Raw genomic sequence first — 18,719 nt, 5'->3', positions numbered from 1 at the left:
TTCAGCCCACCCGGATGCGCGGATCGACAACGGCATAGAGGATGTCTGCCAGCAGCGAGCCGATCAGCACCATCGTCGCCGAGAACATCAGGATGCCCATCACCACGGGATAGTCGCGATAGCCGATGGAATCGAGGAACAACCGGCCCATGCCGGGCCAGGTGAACACGGTCTCCGCCACCAGCGCACCGCCCAGCAGCGTGGGAAACTGCAGCCCCGCGACCGTGATCATCGGCAGCAGCGCGTTGCGCAGCGCGTGCACCGTGAGGATGCGCCATTCCGGCATGCCCTTGGCACGCGCGGTGCGGATGTAGTCCTGGTTGATCACCTCGAGCATCGAGGAGCGCATGAAGCGGCCCCACATCGCGGTCTCGACCAGCGCCAGCACCATGGCCGGCGCGATCAGATGATGCAGCAGGTCGAGGAAGGAGCCGTCGCCAATGGTGTGCCGGTTGCCCGCCGGCAGCCAGCCGAGCTTGACCGAGAAGACGTAGATGGTGACGAGACCGAACCAGAAGGTCGGGATCGACAGCGCGATCATGGCGCCGACGGTGGCGAGCGTATCGAACAACGAATAGCGGCGCAGCGCGCCCAGGATGCCGATCCAGCAGCCGAGCAGCACCGCGATGATGGTCGCCGTCGCCATCAGTTCCAGCGTGGCGCCGAGATGCGAGGAGATCACCGACAGCACCGGCTCGCCGTCGCGATAGGAGCGACCCCAATCGCCTCGCACCATGCGCCCGAACCAGTCGAGATATTGAACCGGCAGCGGCCGATCGAGGCCGAGCTGCCGGGTGACGCGGTCGAGATCCTCCTGCGTCATCTGCCCGGAGACGGCAAACTGCGACAACGGACCGCCCGGTGCCAGATGCAGGATGGCAAAGCCGATTCCCGACACGATCACGAGCAACATGATCGCCTGCGCCAGGCGGTTGACGACGTAGCGGGCCATCTCAGGCGATCCAGCGGATTGGACGCATCACGCCCAATACCATTCGCGGATATTCCAACAATTGATGGAGGTGTTGATGTTGGGACGGAAGCCTTGCAGCCCTTCCTTCACCCCCTCCGCAATGAAGCCCTGGAACAGTGGCAGGATCGCAAGGTCGTTGCGGACCAGCTTCTGCAGGTCGCCATAGGTGGTCTTGCGCTGGGCGAGCTCGAACTGCCTCGCGCCTTCGGCGAGCAGACGATCCGCCTCCGGGCTTCTGTACTGATAGGTGTTGAAGCCGCGGCCGCCCTTGGCGGGAATGGCGCCTGAGCCGAAGCGCGGCGTCACGTCGGGGTCACTGCCGAGCATGAAGTTCACCGCCACCAGCACTGAGTTGAACTTCGACTGCTGCCAGAACTCGCCCCAGATCACCGCCGCCGGCATGTTGTTGACGCGCATCGCAGCGCCGATCGCGCGCCAGTCCTGGATCAGGAGCTGCTGGGTCTGCTCGCGCACCGCATTGCCCGACGTCGTCGAATTGGTGAATTCGAGCTTGACGCCGCCCTTCTCGCGCACGCCGCCGGAGCCGCGCGTCCATCCGGCCGCGTCGAGCAGCGCGTTAGCCTTGGCCGGATCGTATTTGTGCTGCGGCAGACCCTGCTGGAACGACCAGGCCTGCTGCGGCACGAAGCTCTCGGTCTTCGTCGGCAGGCCGTAGTTCAGCGCGTCGATGATCGCCTGCTTGTTGATGGCGAGATAGAGAGCCTCGCGCACGGTGCGATCGGCAAAGGGACCAAATTCCAGATTGGGCGCGATGTGCTCCACCGAAGACGTCGAGGAAACGAATATCTTGCGGCCCTTGAGCGTCTTCGCCTCCTGCACGAAGTTCGGCAGGATGCCCTGCAGGCCGGTGTAGTCGACCTGGCCGGTGCGGAACTGGGTGTAGAGAACGGTCAGGTCCGGAATGTATTTGAAGACGACGCGTTCGACGTAAGGTCCTTTGCCGTGATAACCGGCATGGGCATTCAGCTGGATGTGGTCGCCCGGCACGCGCTCGGCCCAGCGGAACGGCCCGGTGCCGACGGGTGCGTTGTGGAACGGCGAGGAATTCGGATCGGACACCTTCTCCAGGATGTGCTTGGGAACGATGAAGGTGAGCGAGAGGATCGACATGTATGGCGAATAGGGAGCCTCCATTCGCCAGTGGATCTCGTCGGGCGCCACGACGGTGATGTCCTTGACGAGGCTATGACCGACCCGGCTGCGCGCACGGAATGCGGGATTGTTGATCAGTTCGATGGAGAATTTGACATCCTCCGCGGTGAACGGCGTGCCGTCGTGCCACTTCACGTCGCTGCGGAGCTTGATCTTCCAGGTCAGGCCGTCGGCGGAGAGGCCGCCATTCTCGATGGTCGGGACTTCGCGGGCAAGGTCGGGGACGAACTTGCCGTCGGGCTCGATGTACCAGAGCGGCGAGAACACCTGCCACCAGATGCCCTGATCGACCTCGATGCCCGGCATCAAGGGATGAAAGACGGTCGGCTCCTGCGACAGCGCCGCGATGACCTGACCGCGCGGCTTGTCCGGCGGATTAGAAGGACGTTCGGTCTGCGCGAAGGCGCTCCCCGAAAGCGTCCAGCCTGCGGCTGCGCCCGCGCCGAGCTGAAAGAATTGACGACGATTCGGAATGCCGAGATGCCCTGCCCCAACGCCGAACTTGCCGGTGTCGTCCGCCATGACCCACTCTCCGTTTCCGCACGCGGCACCGTCTCCCGCGCCCCCTAGACCCCGGCAAAGGGACAGGAGTGGGCTTTAGTGCTTCTAAATTTTTGTAGCAAAAGTTCATCATGACTAAATACAGCTGTCAATCACATTGCTAGAATGCGCCAACTTTTCACTCTGATTGACGCCACGGGCGTGACGCCCGAGGGCTGAGATGATGCATGGGAGAGAGCGACATGGATGGTCGCGGCGATACCAACGGCAGCAAGGACGCTTCGGCGATCGAAGCTGACGATGCGGTCGACCAGCGCTTGGGTGAAACCGTGCGGCTGCTGCGTCAGCGCGCCGGCCTCTCGATCCAGGACGTCGCCAACAAGACCGGTCTGTCCACCGGCATGATCAGCCAGCTCGAACGCGCACGCGCGATGCCGTCGATCCGCACACTGCGCCTGCTCGGCATCGCGCTCGACGTCCCGATCTCCTATTTCTTCGAGAGCAGCGATCCCGCCGACGGGCAGCGCTACATCGTGCGCAAGACCAACCGGCGGCTGCTGCGGCTCACCGCCAGCGGCGTCGTCAAGGAAGCGCTGACGCCGGAAGGCAAAGGCCAGCTCGAGCTCTACGAGCTCACGCTCAACCCCGGCGCCTCCTCCGGCACCGACTTCCTGCAGCACACCGGCGAGAAGGCGGGCTACATCCTCTCGGGCAGCCTGCGGCTGTGGCTCGACAACCAGGCCCAGGTGCTGGAAGCCGGCGACAGCTTTCGTTTTCCGAGCATCGTGCCGCACATGTTCGACAACCCGACCCAGCAGGTGGCGCGCGTGATCTGGGTGACGACGCTGCGCCAGACCGACTCGCCGGCCGGTTGAGGCGTCCTCGTACCACACCGCGAAAATTGCCCTCGACGCCGGAGCGCCGAGTCTGTAGCTCACATGATGCCCGAAGCTCGCGAAGGCCGGGCGGCCGGCGTCTTTGGTGTGAGACCATGAAACTCAGGAGGCTTCTGACACTCGCGTTGGCCGCACAGGCCATCGTGACTGCTGCAGCCTTCCTCGCCTCCTCCCTGGCGACCGGCAGTGCGGAATTCGGCACGGCCCAGCTCCTCGCCCTCCTGGTCAGCGCCGCCGTGGCGGTGTTGCTCGCCGCTCTTTGCACCCGTGCGATCGAGACGTCGCGGGCAACGCGCACGGCCGAGCTGCTGGCCGGCCAGGCGCAGACCAACACGCAGATGATGCAAGCCGTCGTCAAGACCGCGCTCGACGCCTTCATTCAGATCAACGAGAGCGGCGTCGTGCTGGAGTGGAGCTTTCAGGCGGAGGCGCTGACCGGATGGACGCGGCAGGAGGCGCTCGGCGCCGATGTCGTCGATCTTCTCGTTGCCGAGCCGCTGCGCGCCGGCTTCAGGCAACGCATGGCGCGCCTCGTTCCGGAATTGTCCGCCGCGCCGGCCGGCATGCGCTTCGAAGTCACCCTGGTCCACAGGAACGGCGACAATATCCTGGTCGAGGCCTCCAGCACGGTGTCGCGGATCGGAGGGCGCTCGATCATCAACACCTTCGTCAGGGACATCACCCAGAAGCGTGCGGCCGAGGAGCAGCTGATCCAGTCTCAGAAAATGGAGGCGGTCGGGCATCTCACCGGCGGCATCGCGCATGAATTCAACAACATGCTCACGGTGATAACGGGCACGATCGAGATCCTCGCCGACGCCGTCAAGGACAACCCGCCGCTCGCGACCATCACCAAGCTGATCAGCGAGGCCGCCGATCGCGGCGCCGCGCTCACGTCGAGCTTGCTCTCCTTTGCCCGCAAGCAGGCGCTGCAGCCGGCCGAGATCGACGTCAACGAGCTCCTCGAGGAGCTCGCCAAGCTGCTGCTGGCGACCTTCGACAAGAAGATCGAGATCGTGACGAAGCTGGGCGGCAATGTCTGGCTGGCCTACGCCGACCGCGGGCAATTGAGCTCGGCGCTGCTCAACCTCGCCATCAATGCCCGCGATGCCATGCTGGACGGCGGCAGGCTGACGCTGACGACGCGCAACGTCGTGTTCGGCGTGCGCGAGGCCCTCGCGGTCGGTGCCGGCTATGCCGGCGACTATGTCGAGATCGAGATTGCCGACACCGGCACCGGTATTCCGCAGGCCATTCTCGAACGCATCTTCGATCCGTTCTTCTCGACCAAGGAGGTCGGCAAAGGCACGGGGCTCGGGCTCAGCATGGTGTTCGGCTTCGTCAAGCAGTCCGGCGGCGGCATCAAGGTCGCCTCCGAGGAAGGACGCGGCACCATCTTCACCATCTACCTGCCGAAGGCGGAGACGAGCACGCTGCGCCCGACCGGCTACGACGATCGCAAGATCGTCGGCGGGACCGAAACCATCCTCTGTGTCGAGGACGACCGCGAGGTCCGCCACTACGTCACGGTCCAGCTCGAAGGGCTCGGCTACAAGGTCATCCCCGCCGCCGATGCGACCGAGGCCCTCGCCATCGCCGCCGAAGGCACGCCGTTCGACCTGCTCTTCACCGACATCGTGATGGCCGGCAGCATGAACGGACGCGAACTCGCCGAGCAGATGGTGGCCGCGCGGCCGTCCTTAAGGGTCCTCTTCACCTCCGGCTACGCCTACGATTCCCTGCATACCCAGGGACGCGCCACGATGGGCGCGCCGCTGCTGCGCAAGCCCTACCGCAAGGCCGAGCTGGCACGCCTGCTGCGTCGCAGCCTCGACACCGCAGTCGATTCCGCCGGCGATGCGATCCCGACGCCCTACTCGGTGCAGGCCGACGTCGAGGCGTTTCTGCGCAGGCAGGCCGCGGAGGACAATGGCACGACGCGGTCGCGGAAGTAGGCGGCCGCGCTAGCTCATCCTTCGTCGCAGCGTCGCCGACGGCGTCTCGCCGAATTTCTCGCGGTAGGCGCCGGCCATGCGGCCGAGATGGCTGAAGCCGAGATCGAAGGCGATCTCGGTGATGGAGACATCGGGTGCGGCTTGCGTGAGGCGCGCGTGGAGGCTGGCGAGGCGCATGTCGAGCAGCATCTGCGAGATCGACACGCCGAAGTGACGGCGGAAGCCGAGCTGCAGCGCGCGGATGCCGATGCCGGAAACGCAGGCGAGCTGCGCGAGGTCGAGCGGCTCGCCGGCATTGCCGGCAAGGTGATCGCGTGCGGCGCGAAGGGCACGCGGCAAACGCTCGGCCTGCCCCGAGAACGTTTCAACCGCATTCGACAGGCCATGCCGCTGCCGGTTGAGCAGATGATCGAGCAGCGCTTCGCGCCAATCGGCCATCGCGGCCGGCGACAGCCGGCCTGATGGCCCGAGGCGCTCGGCGAGCGTCATCAACTCGGCGAGCCTGGTCTGCAGGGCCCGCCCGGACGGCGCATCCAGCTCGATCACCGGATCGAACTCGATCCTGCCTGCCGCCCTCCCCGACAAGGCCGCGGCGCGCTGCTCGACCATGCGGCGGTCGAGCAGCAGGATCGCCTGCGCGCAATCGCGCCACATCATCCGGGTCGGTATCGTCGGCGACAGCAGCGACGCCGTCCGGCCCGGGGCCGCATCGAGCTCGCGACCACCAGCACGAATGCGGGCGCTGCCCGCGAGCGGGACCTGCACCAGGAAGAAGCGTTCGAGGCAGCCCGGATCGATGCTGACCGATCCGCCATAGGCGACGTAGTTGATGGAGAAGCCGTCGAAGGCCGCGCAATTGTGCCGGGCCGAGAAGCCGGCCGCCCGCGCCTGCGTCGGCTTGAGATCGTGCGGGCAGAAGATGCGTCCGATCTGCTCGGCCGCCTCGTCGACGTCATCCGTGGTGACGCGGGCGAAGCCCGCAAGCCGTTCGGCTGCAGAGGCTGTTGCGCTCATTTCCAGCTCGGCTGCGGACATCGTCGACCATGCTTCGCGCCCGGAATTCCTTTAAGCCTATAATAGTTTCACGGGGGCGAAAAGGGCCGTAGCTCGCAAATTCGTCGTGCTGCATGGCAATAGGTTCATCCGGATTCGTTTAGCGGATAGACAGGCGGTCCGTCCTGGGACGATGCTCCGTCCCCGCCGGAATCCATCAGGAGCAAGCCATGACTGCACTCGAAAAAGGCATCACCGCGAACGGCACAGGCTATGGCGGCAAGAGCTGGAACATCCTTGGCCAGGTCTATTTCCCCAAGGCCGTCACCGACTCCACCTTCGCGTTCGAGACCAACAGCGATCCCGGCCAGTTCGTGCCGGTGCACATCCATCCGACCCAGGACGAGTTCATCCTCGTGCAGGAAGGCACGCTCGATCTCAAGCTCGACGGTCAATGGGTCAAGGCCCATGCCGGCGACCTCGTGCGCATGCCACGCGGCATCCCGCACGGCTATTTCAACAAGTCCGACAAGCCGTGCCGCGCGCTGTTCTGGGTCTCGCCGATGCAGAAGCTGGAGGCGCTGTTCAACCAGCTGCACAATCTGACCGACCCTGCGGAAGTCGTTCGCATCTCGGCGCTGCATGAAGTCGACTTCCTGCCGCCCGAGGCCAACGACTAACCGTCGCCGCTTCCTCCGCTTTCATCTGCTTGCAGCCCGGCCGGCCGCCCCTTGCGGCCGAACGCGGCCGCTTGCGCGCCAAACACATCGAGCAATCCCATGATCAGCCCAAAACATGTCAGCCCAAAACATGTCTGCGTGATCGGCGCCGGCGTCTCCGGACTTGCCGCCGCAAAGGCGTTCTCCACCCGAGGCCATCGCGTCACCATCGTCGAGCGCAGCTCGGATCTCGGCGGCGTCTGGGAGCCGGCGCGCTCCTACCCCGAGGTGCAGACCCAGAGCCCGAAGGAGCTCTACCGCTACACCGACCGCGCCATGCCGCAAGGCTATCCGGATTGGCCGACCGGGCCGCAGGTCCACGCCTACCTCGCCGATTATGCCAAGAGTTTTGGCCTCGACCGCATGCTTCGCCTCAACAGCGAAGTCGCCGGCATGGCGCGCCGTGCCGACGGCAGGCCGGGATGGACGCTCGCCCTGAAGGACAAGAACGGCACGACCACGAGCGAGGATTTTGATTTCGTCGCGGTCTGCACCGGGCAATTCAACGAGCCGCGCGAGCTGCATTGCCCCGGCGAGGACGGCTTTCTTGCGCAGGGCGGCCAGATCCTGCACTCGTCGACATACGGCGATCCGACACTGGCGAAGGGACGCCGCGTCGTCGTGCTCGGCGGTTCGAAGTCCGCAACCGACATCGCCGTGAACGCGGTGAAGTCGGGCGCCCGCGAGGTCACCATCGTGATGCGCGAGCCGGTCTGGCGCATACCCTATTTCATCGGCGGTCTCGTGAACTTCAAGCGCATCCTCTACATCCGCGCGCAGGAGGAGATGTTTCCGGGCTGGGGCCTCAGTGCGATGGGCCGGCTCGCGCATCGCATCGCCGCGCCGCTGGTCTGGGCCAACTGGCGCGGGCTGGAGAGCCTGCTCAAGGCGCAGCTCAAGCTCGGCCGCTGCAACATGGTGCCGAAGCAGCGGATCGAGGACGGCGTCAACTGCTCGGTGCCGATCGCAACGCCGGGCTTCTATCCGATGGTCGCCGACGGCCGCATCAAGGCCGTGTTCGGCACGTTCGACCATTATGAAGGCGACAGCATCGTAATGAGCGGCGGCGAACGCATCCAGGCCGATATTGCCGTGCTCGCGATCGGCTACAAGCTCGGCGTGCCGTTCCTGCCCGAGCCCTATCAAGCGAAACTGGTCGATGCCGACGGGCAGTACCGGCTCTATCGCCTGATCGCCAACCCTGATCTGCCCGAACTCGGCTTCGTCGGATTCAACTCCTCGTTCTGCACCGTGCTGTGCGCCGACCTCGCGGCGAACTGGCTGGTGCGTTATGCCGACGGCCAGCTCGCCAAGCAGCCGACGGCGCAGGCGATGCGCGACAACATCGAGATGATGCTGCACTTCAAGCGCGTCGAGCGGCCGGCCGCGGGCGTCTATGGCGGCCTCTGCGTCGCACCCTATCACTTCCGCCATTTCGACGAGCTGATGGCCGACATCGGCGCGAAGAACCAGAAACGCGGCGGCCTGGCGGGACGCTTCCAGCCGCCGGATGCGGATGCTTACGCCAAGTTCCTGGCGACGGCGCCGGACTACCGGGCCGCGTGAGAGGAGAATTGCGGCGGCTCGCCTCCGACGTTTACGATCTCGCTGGCCATCGAATCGACGGGAACCAGCCATAGGATCGGCCATGGGATCGAGACGACTTGCCGCCGCCGCCCTTGCGGCTGTTGCCTTCTTCGTCGCGGCGCCCGCGCCAGCGCAGAAGGCGGCGCCGACGCCACAGCAATCGGAGGCGCTCGCAGCTTACGAGCGCGCGCTCGGCGACTTCAAATCCATCCTCACTGAGCGGCGGCGCCAGATCGAGGCGAAGGAGCCGCTGCCGAACCTGCCGGGACAGGCGCTCTATCTCGCGCGCGTCGCTGTGATTAGTAGCTACAAGGACCTCACCGACGTCATGCCGTCGCGGATCGGCCGGCCCAACAAGTTCGAGATTCCTCCGGCCTATTTCGACGCCGAGATCGAGCCGCTGGTCGACGAATACGGCAGGCTGTTCGACCTCATGGAGGCGCCGCCTGCCAGCGCGCAGAACTCGCCGACGCCGTTCGAGGACGTCGTCGATCTTGCGGTCGCAATTGCGCGCGCCAAGGGCCTCGCGCCTGAACACGCCGAAGCTGCCGGGCGGATCAGCCTCGGGCTGTTCTTCGCCGAGACCAACGGCAAGCAGAATGTCCGCAATGCGCGCTCGAACACCTATATGGGCAGCTTCCAGACCGGCCCCTCCGAAGACCGCAACGGCCGGCGGAAATGGGAGAAGATCAAGGGCGACGTCGCTGCGATCGACCCGGGCTTGAATGCGCGCGACGACAGGGAGGAGGCGCGTGCGCGCGGCACCGATCAGCGCTTCAACCACTGGACCAACGTGCGCAACGGCCTGATGAATGCGCACGCGGATATTTTCCGCGAGATCCCGGGCATCGTGAAGACGCTGCCCGATCCGATCGATCAGATGAAGCTGTTCGAGCTGATCCAGATCGTTCCGACCCCGACGCGGTCCGCACTCAAATCGGGCGATCTCCTGAACTACCGGGTGTCCAGCCCTGCGATCATGAAGCACCTGCGCAACAACAGCATCTTCGCGTTCGGACGGGCCGACCGGGCGAAAACCTCGGCAAGCTACCGCGAGATCCTCGCTGCGATGTGGCTGTTCAACCGGAAGTTCGAGCGCGCGATGGCGAAATACGCGGAGATCAGGGCACGCTGACGGCCGGGGCACTTCAACCGGCAGCGCCATACCTTCAGTCCGGGTCAGCATCCTTCGGACGATTGTCGTCTTGAATCTGTCAAGAGCCACACGGTTCAAGGCCGTTGACTACCATGGCTATGGTGTTCCACGGCTGCCCGTTTGTTGGTAGCCTGCCGCACCGACAGACAGCAATCGGGGATCACCGAATGACGCGCGCGAATCCCACCTCTCCCGCACGACGCAATGAAGCGTGGACGCGTATCGGGCAGGTCCTTTCCGCTGCCACCGCCGTGATCATGCTCGCCGGCTGCGAGGACAAGAACACGTTCGTGGCGCCGCCGCCGCCCAAGGTCGACGTCGCGACGCCGGTGCAGCGTCCGGTGACGCGCTACATCGAGGCGACCGGCAACACGGCACCGATCAAGAGCGTCGATCTCGTCGCGCGCGTGCAGGGCTTTCTGCAAACGATCGATTATCAGGACGGCACGTTCGTCAAGCAGGGCACCCAGCTGTTCACAATCGAGCCTGAAACCTACAAGCTCAAGCTCGAACAGGCACAGGCGGCCGAGGCCGGCGCGCAGGCCTCGCTCCGGCAGGCGGAAGCCGACTACAAGCGGCAGGCCGAGCTGGTGCAGCGCCAGGCCGTCTCGCAAGCCACCCTCGACACCTCGACCTCCAACCGCGACAACGCCCAGGCCAATCTGCAGCAGGCCCAGGCCAACACCAGGCTCGCCGAGGTCAATTACGGCTACACCAAGGTCACGGCGCCGTTCGACGGCATCGTCAGTGCGCACATGGTCTCGATCGGCGAGCTCGTCGGCGTCTCCTCGCCGACCCAGCTCGCCACCATCGTCGCGATGGATCCGATCTATGTGAACTTCACCGTCAACGAGCAGGACGTGCTGCGCATCCGCGCCGAGGCGACCCGTCGCGGACTGACGCCCGCGGACATGAAGCACTTCCCGATTCAAGTGGGGCTGCAGACCGAGACCGGCTACCCGCATGAAGGAAAGCTCGATTACGTCTCGCCGACCCTCAACCAATCGACCGGGACGCTGGCGGTGCGCGGCCTCGTCCCCAACGACAAGCGGGTGCTGCTGCCCGGCTATTTCGTCCGGGTCCGGGTGCCCTTCGACCAGGAGAAGAGCGCCCTGCTCGTCCCTGATACCGCGCTCGGCAGCGACCAGGGCGGCCGCTATCTCCTCGTCGTCAACAGCGACAACATCGTCGAGCAGCGCAAGGTGCAGATCGGCCCGGTCGACAACGGCCTGCGCGTGATCGAGAGCGGCCTGAAGCCGGAGGACCGCGTCGTGACCGCGGGGCTCTTGCGCGTCATCCCGGGCCAGAAGATCGATCCGCAGGTGACCAAGATCGAGCAGACGCAGGCCTCGAGCAAGTAAAGGCTGCCACCATGATCTCAAAGTTCTTCATCGAGCGGCCGGTCCTCTCGAACGTCATCGCGCTGTTGATGATCCTGATCGGCGGCGTCGCGCTGTTCAATCTCGCCATCGCGCAATATCCCGACGTGGTGCCGCCGACCGTGCAGGTCACCACGCGCTATCCCGGCGCCAGCGCCAAGACCGTGATCGATACCGTGGCGCTGCCGATCGAGCAGCAGGTCAACGGCGTCGAGGACATGCTGTACATGCAGTCCTACAGCGGCTCGGACGGCACCTACACGCTGACCGTGACCTTCAAGATCGGCACCGACCTCAACTTCGCACAGGTGCTGGTGCAGAACCGCGTCTCCAGCGCATTGTCGCAATTGCCGCAAGCCGTGCAGAACCAGGGCGTCACCGTGCAGAAGCGGTCGACCTCGATCCTGCTGTTCGTGACGTTGACTTCGCCCGATTCGCGATACGACAGCCTCTACTTGAGCAACTATGCCACTATCAACATCCGCGACGAGCTCTCCCGCCTGCCCGGCGTCGGCAACGTCACCGTGTTCGGCGCCGGGCAATATTCGATGCGAATCTGGCTCGATCCCAACAAGCTACAGGTGCGTGGCCTGGTGCCGCAGGACGTGATCCAGGCGATCCAGCAGCAGAGCCAGCAGGTCTCCGCCGGCCAGGTCGGCGCGCCGCCGACGCCGCCGGGACAGGCGTTCCAGTACACGCTCAACGTCAACGGTCGGCTCGACGATTCCGGCCAGTTCGAGAACATCATCGTCAAGACGGGCACGAGCGGCGACGTCACGCGCGTGCGCGACGTCGGCTGGGTCGAGTTAGGGGCGCAGACCTACAGCCAGATCTTCTCGCTCAACAAGCAACCCGCGGTCGGCATCGGCGTGTTTCAGTCGCCCGGCGCCAACGCACTCCAGGTCGAAAAGGCCGTCGAGAGGAAGATGGCCGAGCTTGCCAAGCGCTTCCCCGAAGGCATCAAGTACGACACGCCGTTCGACACCACCAAGTTCGTCGAGGCCTCGGTGCACGAGGTCTACATGACCCTGATCGAGGCCGGCCTCTTGGTGCTGGTCGTGATCCTCATCTTCCTGCAAGACTGGCGTGCGATGCTGGTGCCGGCCACGACCGTGCCCGTCACCATCATCGGCGCCTTCGCCGCGATGGCGGCGCTCGGCTTCACCATCAACATGTCGACGCTGTTTGCGATCGTGCTCGCGATCGGCATCGTGGTCGACGACGCCATCGTCGTGGTCGAAGGCGCCGCCCACAACATCGAACAGGGCATGAACGGCCACGACGCCGCGATCCGCGCGATGGACCAGCTGTTCGCGCCGATCGTCGGCATCACGCTGGTGCTGATCTCGGTGTTCCTGCCGGCCTCGTTCCTCGCCGGACTGACCGGGCGCATCTACTCGCAATTCGCGCTGGTGATCGCCGCGACGGCGCTGCTCTCCGCCATCAACGCGGCGACCTTGAAGCCGACGCAATGCGCGCTGTGGCTGCGGCCGGCCGTGCCGCCGCAGCAGCGCAATTTCTTCTATCGGGGTTTCAACGCGGTCTACGACCGCGTCGAGCGCGGCTACACGCGGCTGATCACGTTTCTCGTCAAGCACGCCACCATCTCGGTCGCGTTCGCGCTATTGATCATCGCAGCCAGCGGCTACGGCCTGTCGCGGGTGCCGACTGGCTTCCTGCCGATCGAGGACCAGGGCTATCTGATCGCCGCCGTGCAGCTGCCCGACGGCGCCGCGCTGGAGCGGACGCAGGCCGTGCTCGACAAGGCGAGCGGCTTGATCAAGGACACGCCCGGCGTGGCGCAGGTCATCACCATCGCCGGCATCTCTGCGCTCGACAACAGCGCCAGCCTCGCCAATGCCGGCGTCGCCTACATCATCCTGAAGGATTGGGACGCCCGTAAAGGGCCCGGCGAGGATCTGCGCTCGCTGGTCTTCGGCCTCAACGACAAGCTCGCTGATATCATGGAGGCGCGTACCATCGTGTTGCCGCCGCCCCCGATCCAGGGCATCGGCAACGCCGCCGGCTTCTCGATGCAGGTCGAGCTGCGCGACGGCAACAGCGATTTCGCCAAGCTGCAGGCCATCACCACGGCAATGGTGTCCAACGCCCAGAGCCAGAGCGCGCTGCAGCGCGTGCAGTCCTCGTTCCGCTCCTCGGTGCCGCAGTTCAATGTCGAGATCGACCGCGTCAAGACCCAGACCCTGCATGTCACCACCGATCAGGTGTTCTCGGCGCTGTCGACCTATCTCGGCTCGTCCTATGTCAACCAGTTCAACAAGTTCGGCCGTGTGTTCCAGGTCTACACCCAGGCCGATCCCGCCTTCCGCGTCACCGAGCGCGACATCGCCAACATGCAGGTGCGCAATTCCAACGGCGACATGATCCCGATCGGCACCGTTGCCAAGATCACGCCAGCCACGGGTCCGTCGCTGATCAGCCTCTACAATCTCTATCCCTCCTCGACCGTGATCGGCCTGCCGGCGCAGGGCTATTCGTCGGGCCAATCGCTGAAGCTGATGGAGGAGATCGCGGACAAGACGCTGCCGCCCGGCACCGGCTATGAATGGACCGCGATGTCGTATCAGGAGAAGGCGGTCTCGAACCAGATCTACTGGGTGTTCGGCCTTGCCATGCTGCTGGTCTATCTCGTGCTCGCCGGCCAGTACGAGAGCTGGTACGCGCCGATCTCGGTGATCCTCGCGGTGCCGCTGTCGCTGCTCGGGCCGATGCTGATCCTCTCCGCCCTCAAGATCGACAACAACCTCTATTGCCAAATCGGCCTGATCCTCTTGATCGCGCTGTCGGCCAAGAACGCGATCCTGATCGTCGAGGTCGGGCTCGAGCTGCACGGCCGCGACGGCAAGCCGATCATCGAATCGGCGATCGAGGCGGCGCGCGCCCGTTTCCGCCCGATCCTGATGACCTCGTTCGCCTTCATCCTCGGCGTCGTCCCGCTGGTGCTCGCCACCGGCGCCGGCGCCAGCGCGCGCAAGTCGATCGGCATCACGGTGTTCTCGGGCATGCTGGCCTCGACCTGCCTTGCGGTGCTTTTCGTGCCCGCCTTCTTCGTCGTGGTGCAGCGCTTCGAGAACTGGCGGGTGGGCAAGAAGGCGCCGAAGGCGGTAGCGGAGGTGAAGCCTTAACTCCATTTCGTCCGTCCAAAACAAAAAGTGCGAAAACAACCCCATGCACAGTAGGGATGGGGTTGAAAAGGCTGGCGTAATTTCGGTCTTGACGAAACGGCTTGCTCCGTCGGGCAAAACAGGGGCAGAATGGCATCGTAGTGTAATGGCGAGGCTGCCTCCTCATCCTCCGTCATTGCGAGCGCAGCGAAGCAATCCAGTATCCCTCCGCGGTAAGATTCTGGATTGCTTCGTCGCAAGGGCTCCTCGCAATGACGGTGGAGAGAGTTCGGCTCACACCGTCTGCGGCGTGCGGATCTCGCGGGGCAGGATCAGCGCGGCGGCGATGGCGAGCAGGCACAACGCGGCGAAGGCGTGCAGCATGGTGACGAAGCCGCCCTGCTCGTAGAGCCAGGCGACCAGGCCGACGGAGGCGCCGGCCGCGGTGAAGCCGACGAAATAGCGCACCGCATAGGCGCGCGAGCGCCACTCCTCGGTGGTGTATTTGCCGACCATGGCGTCGTTCACCGTCACCTGCCCGAACGCGCCCATGACGATGCCGATCGAGACCAGGATCAGCGGCAGATTGTTCAGGCTGGCGGCGAGATACAGGAACGGCGCCAGCATGAAGGACAGCGGCAGCGCCACCGTCTTCAGCGAATAGCGGTCGAGCAGCCGGCCGATGGTGTACTGCGTCATCGCGCCGAACACGTAGACGCCGGCCGCGATCACACCTAGCAGCGCCGGGCTCTTGGTGAGATCCGCGAGGCGTTCGGCGAACAGCTTTGGCAGCGCGACGGTGACGGCGTTGAAGGTCGTCGAGATCGCGATCACCACGATCAATAGCGCCAGAATCACGCGCCACATGTCCCGCCTGGCCACCCGCGCCTGCGCCGCCGCCTGCTTCGAGCCCTTGCGGTCCTCGTGCACGACGCTCAGCGCGAAGGCGATGCCGATCAGGACCGTGACCACGCCGGGAACGATGAAGGCAAAGCGCCAGCCGAGATATTGACCGATCACGCCTGTCACCAGCGCCGACGAGGCCACGCCGAGATTGCCAAAGACGCCGTTGATTCCCATCTCGCGGCCGAGCCGGTCGGCGTAGGACACGATCATGGCGGTGCCGACGGGATGATAGATCGAAGCGAAGATGCCGATCGCGAGCAGCGCGGCGCCGAGCTGCACGGGGGTCTGCACGAAGCCGACCGCGATCATGGAGAGGCCGATGCCGACGAAGAAGATCAGCATCATGTGGCGGCGGCTCCAGCGGTCGCCCAGCCAGCCGGTGAGCAGCGAGCCCGCGCCGAACGCCACAAAGCCAGGTGTCGCGTAGGGCAAAAGTTCCGAATAGGTCATGCCGAGCGCCGGGCCCATGATGATGACAGCGGCGGCGAAGATCAGCATCGAATAATGGTCGATGAAATGACCTGCGTTGACGAAACCGATGACCCGACGGGGGCTGTTCATTTACCGAATCCTCTCCTGCTCCGAAATGAGTTATATGTCCTCCCCATGACGGGATGCTGCCAATGACTGTCTTGGAAAGGCCAATCTTGGAAACGCGAATCTTGGAAACGCCAATCCTGCGGGAGGTCCGGAGCAACCACCGCTCGCCCGCGGGCGTGCATCTGGTCGCCCGCGACTATCCCAAGGGGATGCGGATCGATCTGCACATGCACCGCGAGGCACAGCTGATCTATGCGGCGAAGGGCACGATGCAGGTGGCGACGCCCGCCGGACGCTGGCTGGTGCCGCCGGACCGCGCGGTCTGGGTGCCGGCCGGGCTCGAGCATGCCATCGACCTGCTCGCCGACATCGAGATGCGCACGCTGTATTTCGACCTGTCCTGGCTGAAGCGCGAGCAGCGCTATGACGGCCTGACCCGGGAATTCGTGGTGCGGGTGTCGCCGCTGCTTAATCAGGCGATCCTCGCGCTGTTCGACGGGCGCAGCACCGAGGAGCGCACCGAGCTCTTGGTGCGCCTCGTGATGCTGGAATTGCACCAGGCCGAGGATTCCGCGACCTTCGTGCCGCTGCCGCGCGAAGCGCGCTGCCGCCGCGCGGCGATGATCGTGCTCGACGATCCCACCGGCCTGCACGACATCGACACGCTGGCGCGCGAGGTCGGAACCTCGGCGCGGACCTTGTCGCGGCTGTTTTCGAGCGAGACGCAGCTGAGCTTCAAGAGCTGGTGCCAGCGCGCGAGGATTGCGGCGGCGATCGAGCGGCTGTCGACGGATGCGAACGTGTCGGTGAAGCAGCTCGCCACCCAGCTCGGCTATGCCAGCGTGCCGGCGTTCTCGGCCGCGTTCCGCCAGGTGACGGGGCGGACGCCGACGGAGTTCTCCGGGAAGGGGTGACTCGTCACACGCGGGCTTGACCTGCGTGTCCATCCCCTTTGCAAGAAGCTTTCCAATTGGCGATGGATGGCCGGGTCAAGCCCGGCCATGACGAAAGAGATTGCGGACAGGACATGCCACACCATCAAAATGACGCTTGATTGTGATCGGCTTGCCCCCAAATCCCGTGTAAGCTTGCCGCATCGCACCGACCTGATACGAAAGCCCCGATGGCCAACGCCTTCTTCTCCGACCTGCTTGCCACCATCTCGGAGCGCGGCCGCACGTTGCTGCGCCGTGGCGACTCTGCCGATACCAAACGCGATGCCGATGGACTGCTCGAGCTTTGCGATGCGCTGCTGTCGGGCCGGGGCGAAGCCTCGGGCACGGCGATGGCGCGCGAGGTGCTCGACATCTACCGGGAGCTGGACGCGGCGGGACGCCGCGCTTTCTTCGAGGGATTGGTGCGCGATTTCGGCCCCGATCGGGAGCGCCTGTCCAAGGCGATCGAGACATGGCGGGCTGCGCCCAGCGACGAGGACGCAAGCTCGCTGCACTTCGCCTCGGAGCCGCGCCGGCAGGAGCTGATTCGGCGGCTCAACCGCGCGCCCGGCGGCACCGGCGATCTCGTCAACATGCGCGCCGATCTGCTCGGCATGATGAACGGGCACACCGATCTCGCCGCGCTCGACCGCGACGTCTCGCATCTTCTCTCTTCGTGGTTCAACAGGGGGTTTCTCGTGCTGCGCAGGATCGACTGGTCGACCCCGGCCAACATCCTCGAAAAGATCATCCGTTATGAGGCCGTGCACGAGATCTCGGACTGGGACGATCTGCGCCGCCGCATCGATCCGGTCGACCGGCGCTGCTACGCCTTCTTCCACCCTGCCATGGTGGACGAGCCCTTGATCTTCGTCGAGGTGGCGCTGACCGAGACGATCCCCGGCGCGATCCAGCCCCTGCTCGCAGTCGACCGCCAGCATCTGCCGATCGAGCGCGCGCGCACCGCCGTGTTCTATTCGATCTCCAACACCCAGCGCGGCCTGGGCGGCATCTCCTTCGGCAGCTTCCTGATCAAGCAGGTGGTGGAAGAGCTGCGGCGCGAGCTGCCGAAGCTCGACACTTTCGTCACGCTGTCGCCGGTGCCCGGCTTCATGGCTTGGGTGAAGCAGGACAAGGACCTGCCGCTGTCGGACGAGGATCGCGAGGTGCTGAGGCGCCTCGACGATCCCAGATGGTTCGAGAGCCCGGAGACGGCGGCACTGCTCCGCGCCGTGCTGGAGCCGCTCGCGGCGCACTATTTCCTCAAGGCACGCACGCCGAAGGGCAAGCTGATCGATTCCGTCGCCCGCTTCCATCTCGGTAACGGCGCCCGGCTGGAGCGCATCAACTGGCTGGGCGACCTCTCGCCCAAGGGAATGCGCGAGTCCGCCGGAATCATGGTCAACTACCTCTACCGCCTCGACGACATCGAGAAGAACCACGAGGCCTATGCCAATGACGGCGAAGTCGTGGCCTCGAGTGCGGTGAAGAAGCTGCTGAAAGGCGAAGGGCGGCGGCTGCTGGATATGCGATTGTCGTAAGGCAAACGCTCGCTCTCCACCGTCATTGGCAAGGAGCTCTTGCGACGAAGCAATCTAGACTGCCACCGCGGAAAGACTCTGGATTGCTTCGCTGCGCTCGCAATGACGGAGAATGTGGCGACCCCTCGCGCAATTCGGCCACATCGAGCCGCGGGCCAGACGCCTGCGAGCGGCCACTGGCCCCTCCACCGTCATTGCGAGGAGCCCTTGCGACGAAGCAATCCAGACTGCCTCCGCGGGAAGACTCTGGATTGCTTCGCTGCGCTCGCAATGACGGAGAATGTGGCGACCCCTCGCGCAATTCGGCCACATCGAGCCGCGGGCCAGACGCCTGCGAGCG

Annotated in this window: 13 protein-coding genes; 9 read left to right on the top strand and 4 right to left on the bottom strand. The window is 65.0% G+C overall.

Annotated features, from left to right (window positions below; translation table 11 throughout):
• Position 1 precedes the first annotated feature (1 nt).
• Together AC24YW_RS30045 and AC24YW_RS30040 are read right to left on the bottom strand one after the other, a co-directional pair.
• Complete coding sequence (locus AC24YW_RS30045; RefSeq protein ID WP_487486099.1) at positions 2–952, bottom strand: ABC transporter permease; 951 nt, start codon at positions 950–952, stop codon at positions 2–4.
• 27 nt (positions 953–979) lie between these two features.
• A complete protein-coding gene (locus AC24YW_RS30040; protein ID WP_487486098.1) occupies positions 980–2,668 on the bottom strand; it encodes a peptide ABC transporter substrate-binding protein in 1,689 nt (562 codons plus the stop codon).
• Positions 2,669–2,889: 221 nt separating this feature from the next.
• Here AC24YW_RS30040 and AC24YW_RS30035 point away from each other — a divergent pair, with 221 nt between their 5' ends.
• Together AC24YW_RS30035 and AC24YW_RS30030 are read left to right on the top strand one after the other, a co-directional pair.
• The gene (locus tag AC24YW_RS30035) at positions 2,890–3,522 is read left to right on the top strand and encodes a cupin domain-containing protein (RefSeq protein WP_487486097.1); all 633 of its coding nucleotides are present in this window, start codon (positions 2,890–2,892) and stop codon (positions 3,520–3,522) included.
• Positions 3,523–3,638: 116 nt separating this feature from the next.
• Positions 3,639–5,498, top strand: coding sequence for an ATP-binding protein (locus tag AC24YW_RS30030; RefSeq protein ID WP_487486096.1), 1,860 nt, complete (start codon positions 3,639–3,641; stop codon positions 5,496–5,498).
• A gap of 9 nt (positions 5,499–5,507) precedes the next feature.
• On the opposite strand, the gene AC24YW_RS30025 is transcribed toward AC24YW_RS30030, so the two are convergent.
• Positions 5,508–6,533, bottom strand: a complete 1,026-nt coding sequence (locus AC24YW_RS30025) for an AraC family transcriptional regulator (protein WP_487486095.1) — start codon at positions 6,531–6,533, stop codon at positions 5,508–5,510.
• A gap of 188 nt (positions 6,534–6,721) precedes the next feature.
• Here AC24YW_RS30025 and AC24YW_RS30020 point away from each other — a divergent pair, with 188 nt between their 5' ends.
• The 5 genes from AC24YW_RS30020 to AC24YW_RS30000 all read left to right on the top strand — a co-directional run bounded on the left by AC24YW_RS30020 (position 6,722) and on the right by AC24YW_RS30000 (position 14,478).
• The gene (locus AC24YW_RS30020; RefSeq protein ID WP_024339447.1) at positions 6,722–7,171 is read left to right on the top strand and encodes a cupin domain-containing protein; all 450 of its coding nucleotides are present in this window, start codon (positions 6,722–6,724) and stop codon (positions 7,169–7,171) included.
• A gap of 99 nt (positions 7,172–7,270) precedes the next feature.
• A complete protein-coding gene (locus tag AC24YW_RS30015; protein WP_487486094.1) occupies positions 7,271–8,776 on the top strand; it encodes a flavin-containing monooxygenase in 1,506 nt (501 codons plus the stop codon).
• Positions 8,777–8,858: 82 nt separating this feature from the next.
• Positions 8,859–9,932, top strand: a complete 1,074-nt coding sequence (locus tag AC24YW_RS30010; RefSeq protein ID WP_487486093.1) for a hypothetical protein — start codon at positions 8,859–8,861, stop codon at positions 9,930–9,932.
• Positions 9,933–10,120: 188 nt separating this feature from the next.
• On the top strand, positions 10,121–11,314 hold the full coding sequence (locus AC24YW_RS30005; RefSeq protein WP_487486092.1) for an efflux RND transporter periplasmic adaptor subunit: 1,194 nt from the start codon (positions 10,121–10,123) through the stop codon (positions 11,312–11,314).
• A gap of 11 nt (positions 11,315–11,325) precedes the next feature.
• Positions 11,326–14,478, top strand: a complete 3,153-nt coding sequence (locus tag AC24YW_RS30000) for an efflux RND transporter permease subunit (RefSeq protein ID WP_487486091.1) — start codon at positions 11,326–11,328, stop codon at positions 14,476–14,478.
• Positions 14,479–14,751: 273 nt separating this feature from the next.
• Here the strand turns inward: AC24YW_RS30000 and AC24YW_RS29995 are convergent, their stop codons facing one another.
• Positions 14,752–15,924: an MFS transporter gene (locus tag AC24YW_RS29995; RefSeq protein WP_487486090.1), complete on the bottom strand. Its 1,173-nt coding sequence runs from the start codon at positions 15,922–15,924 to the stop codon at positions 14,752–14,754.
• Between the two features lie 53 nt (positions 15,925–15,977).
• Here AC24YW_RS29995 and AC24YW_RS29990 point away from each other — a divergent pair, with 53 nt between their 5' ends.
• Both AC24YW_RS29990 and AC24YW_RS29985 read left to right on the top strand, forming a co-directional pair.
• Entirely contained in the window at positions 15,978–16,817 is an 840-nt protein-coding gene (locus tag AC24YW_RS29990) for an AraC family transcriptional regulator (protein ID WP_487486089.1), read from the top strand.
• 209 nt (positions 16,818–17,026) lie between these two features.
• Positions 17,027–18,379 (top strand): malonyl-CoA decarboxylase, encoded by a 1,353-nt coding sequence (locus AC24YW_RS29985; protein ID WP_487486088.1) that lies wholly within the window; start codon positions 17,027–17,029, stop codon positions 18,377–18,379.
• The last annotated feature ends 340 nt before the right edge of the window (positions 18,380–18,719 follow it).

The organism is Bradyrhizobium sp. USDA3516 (assembly GCF_057651995.1).
This window is presented reverse-complemented; position numbering and strand designations above follow the sequence as displayed.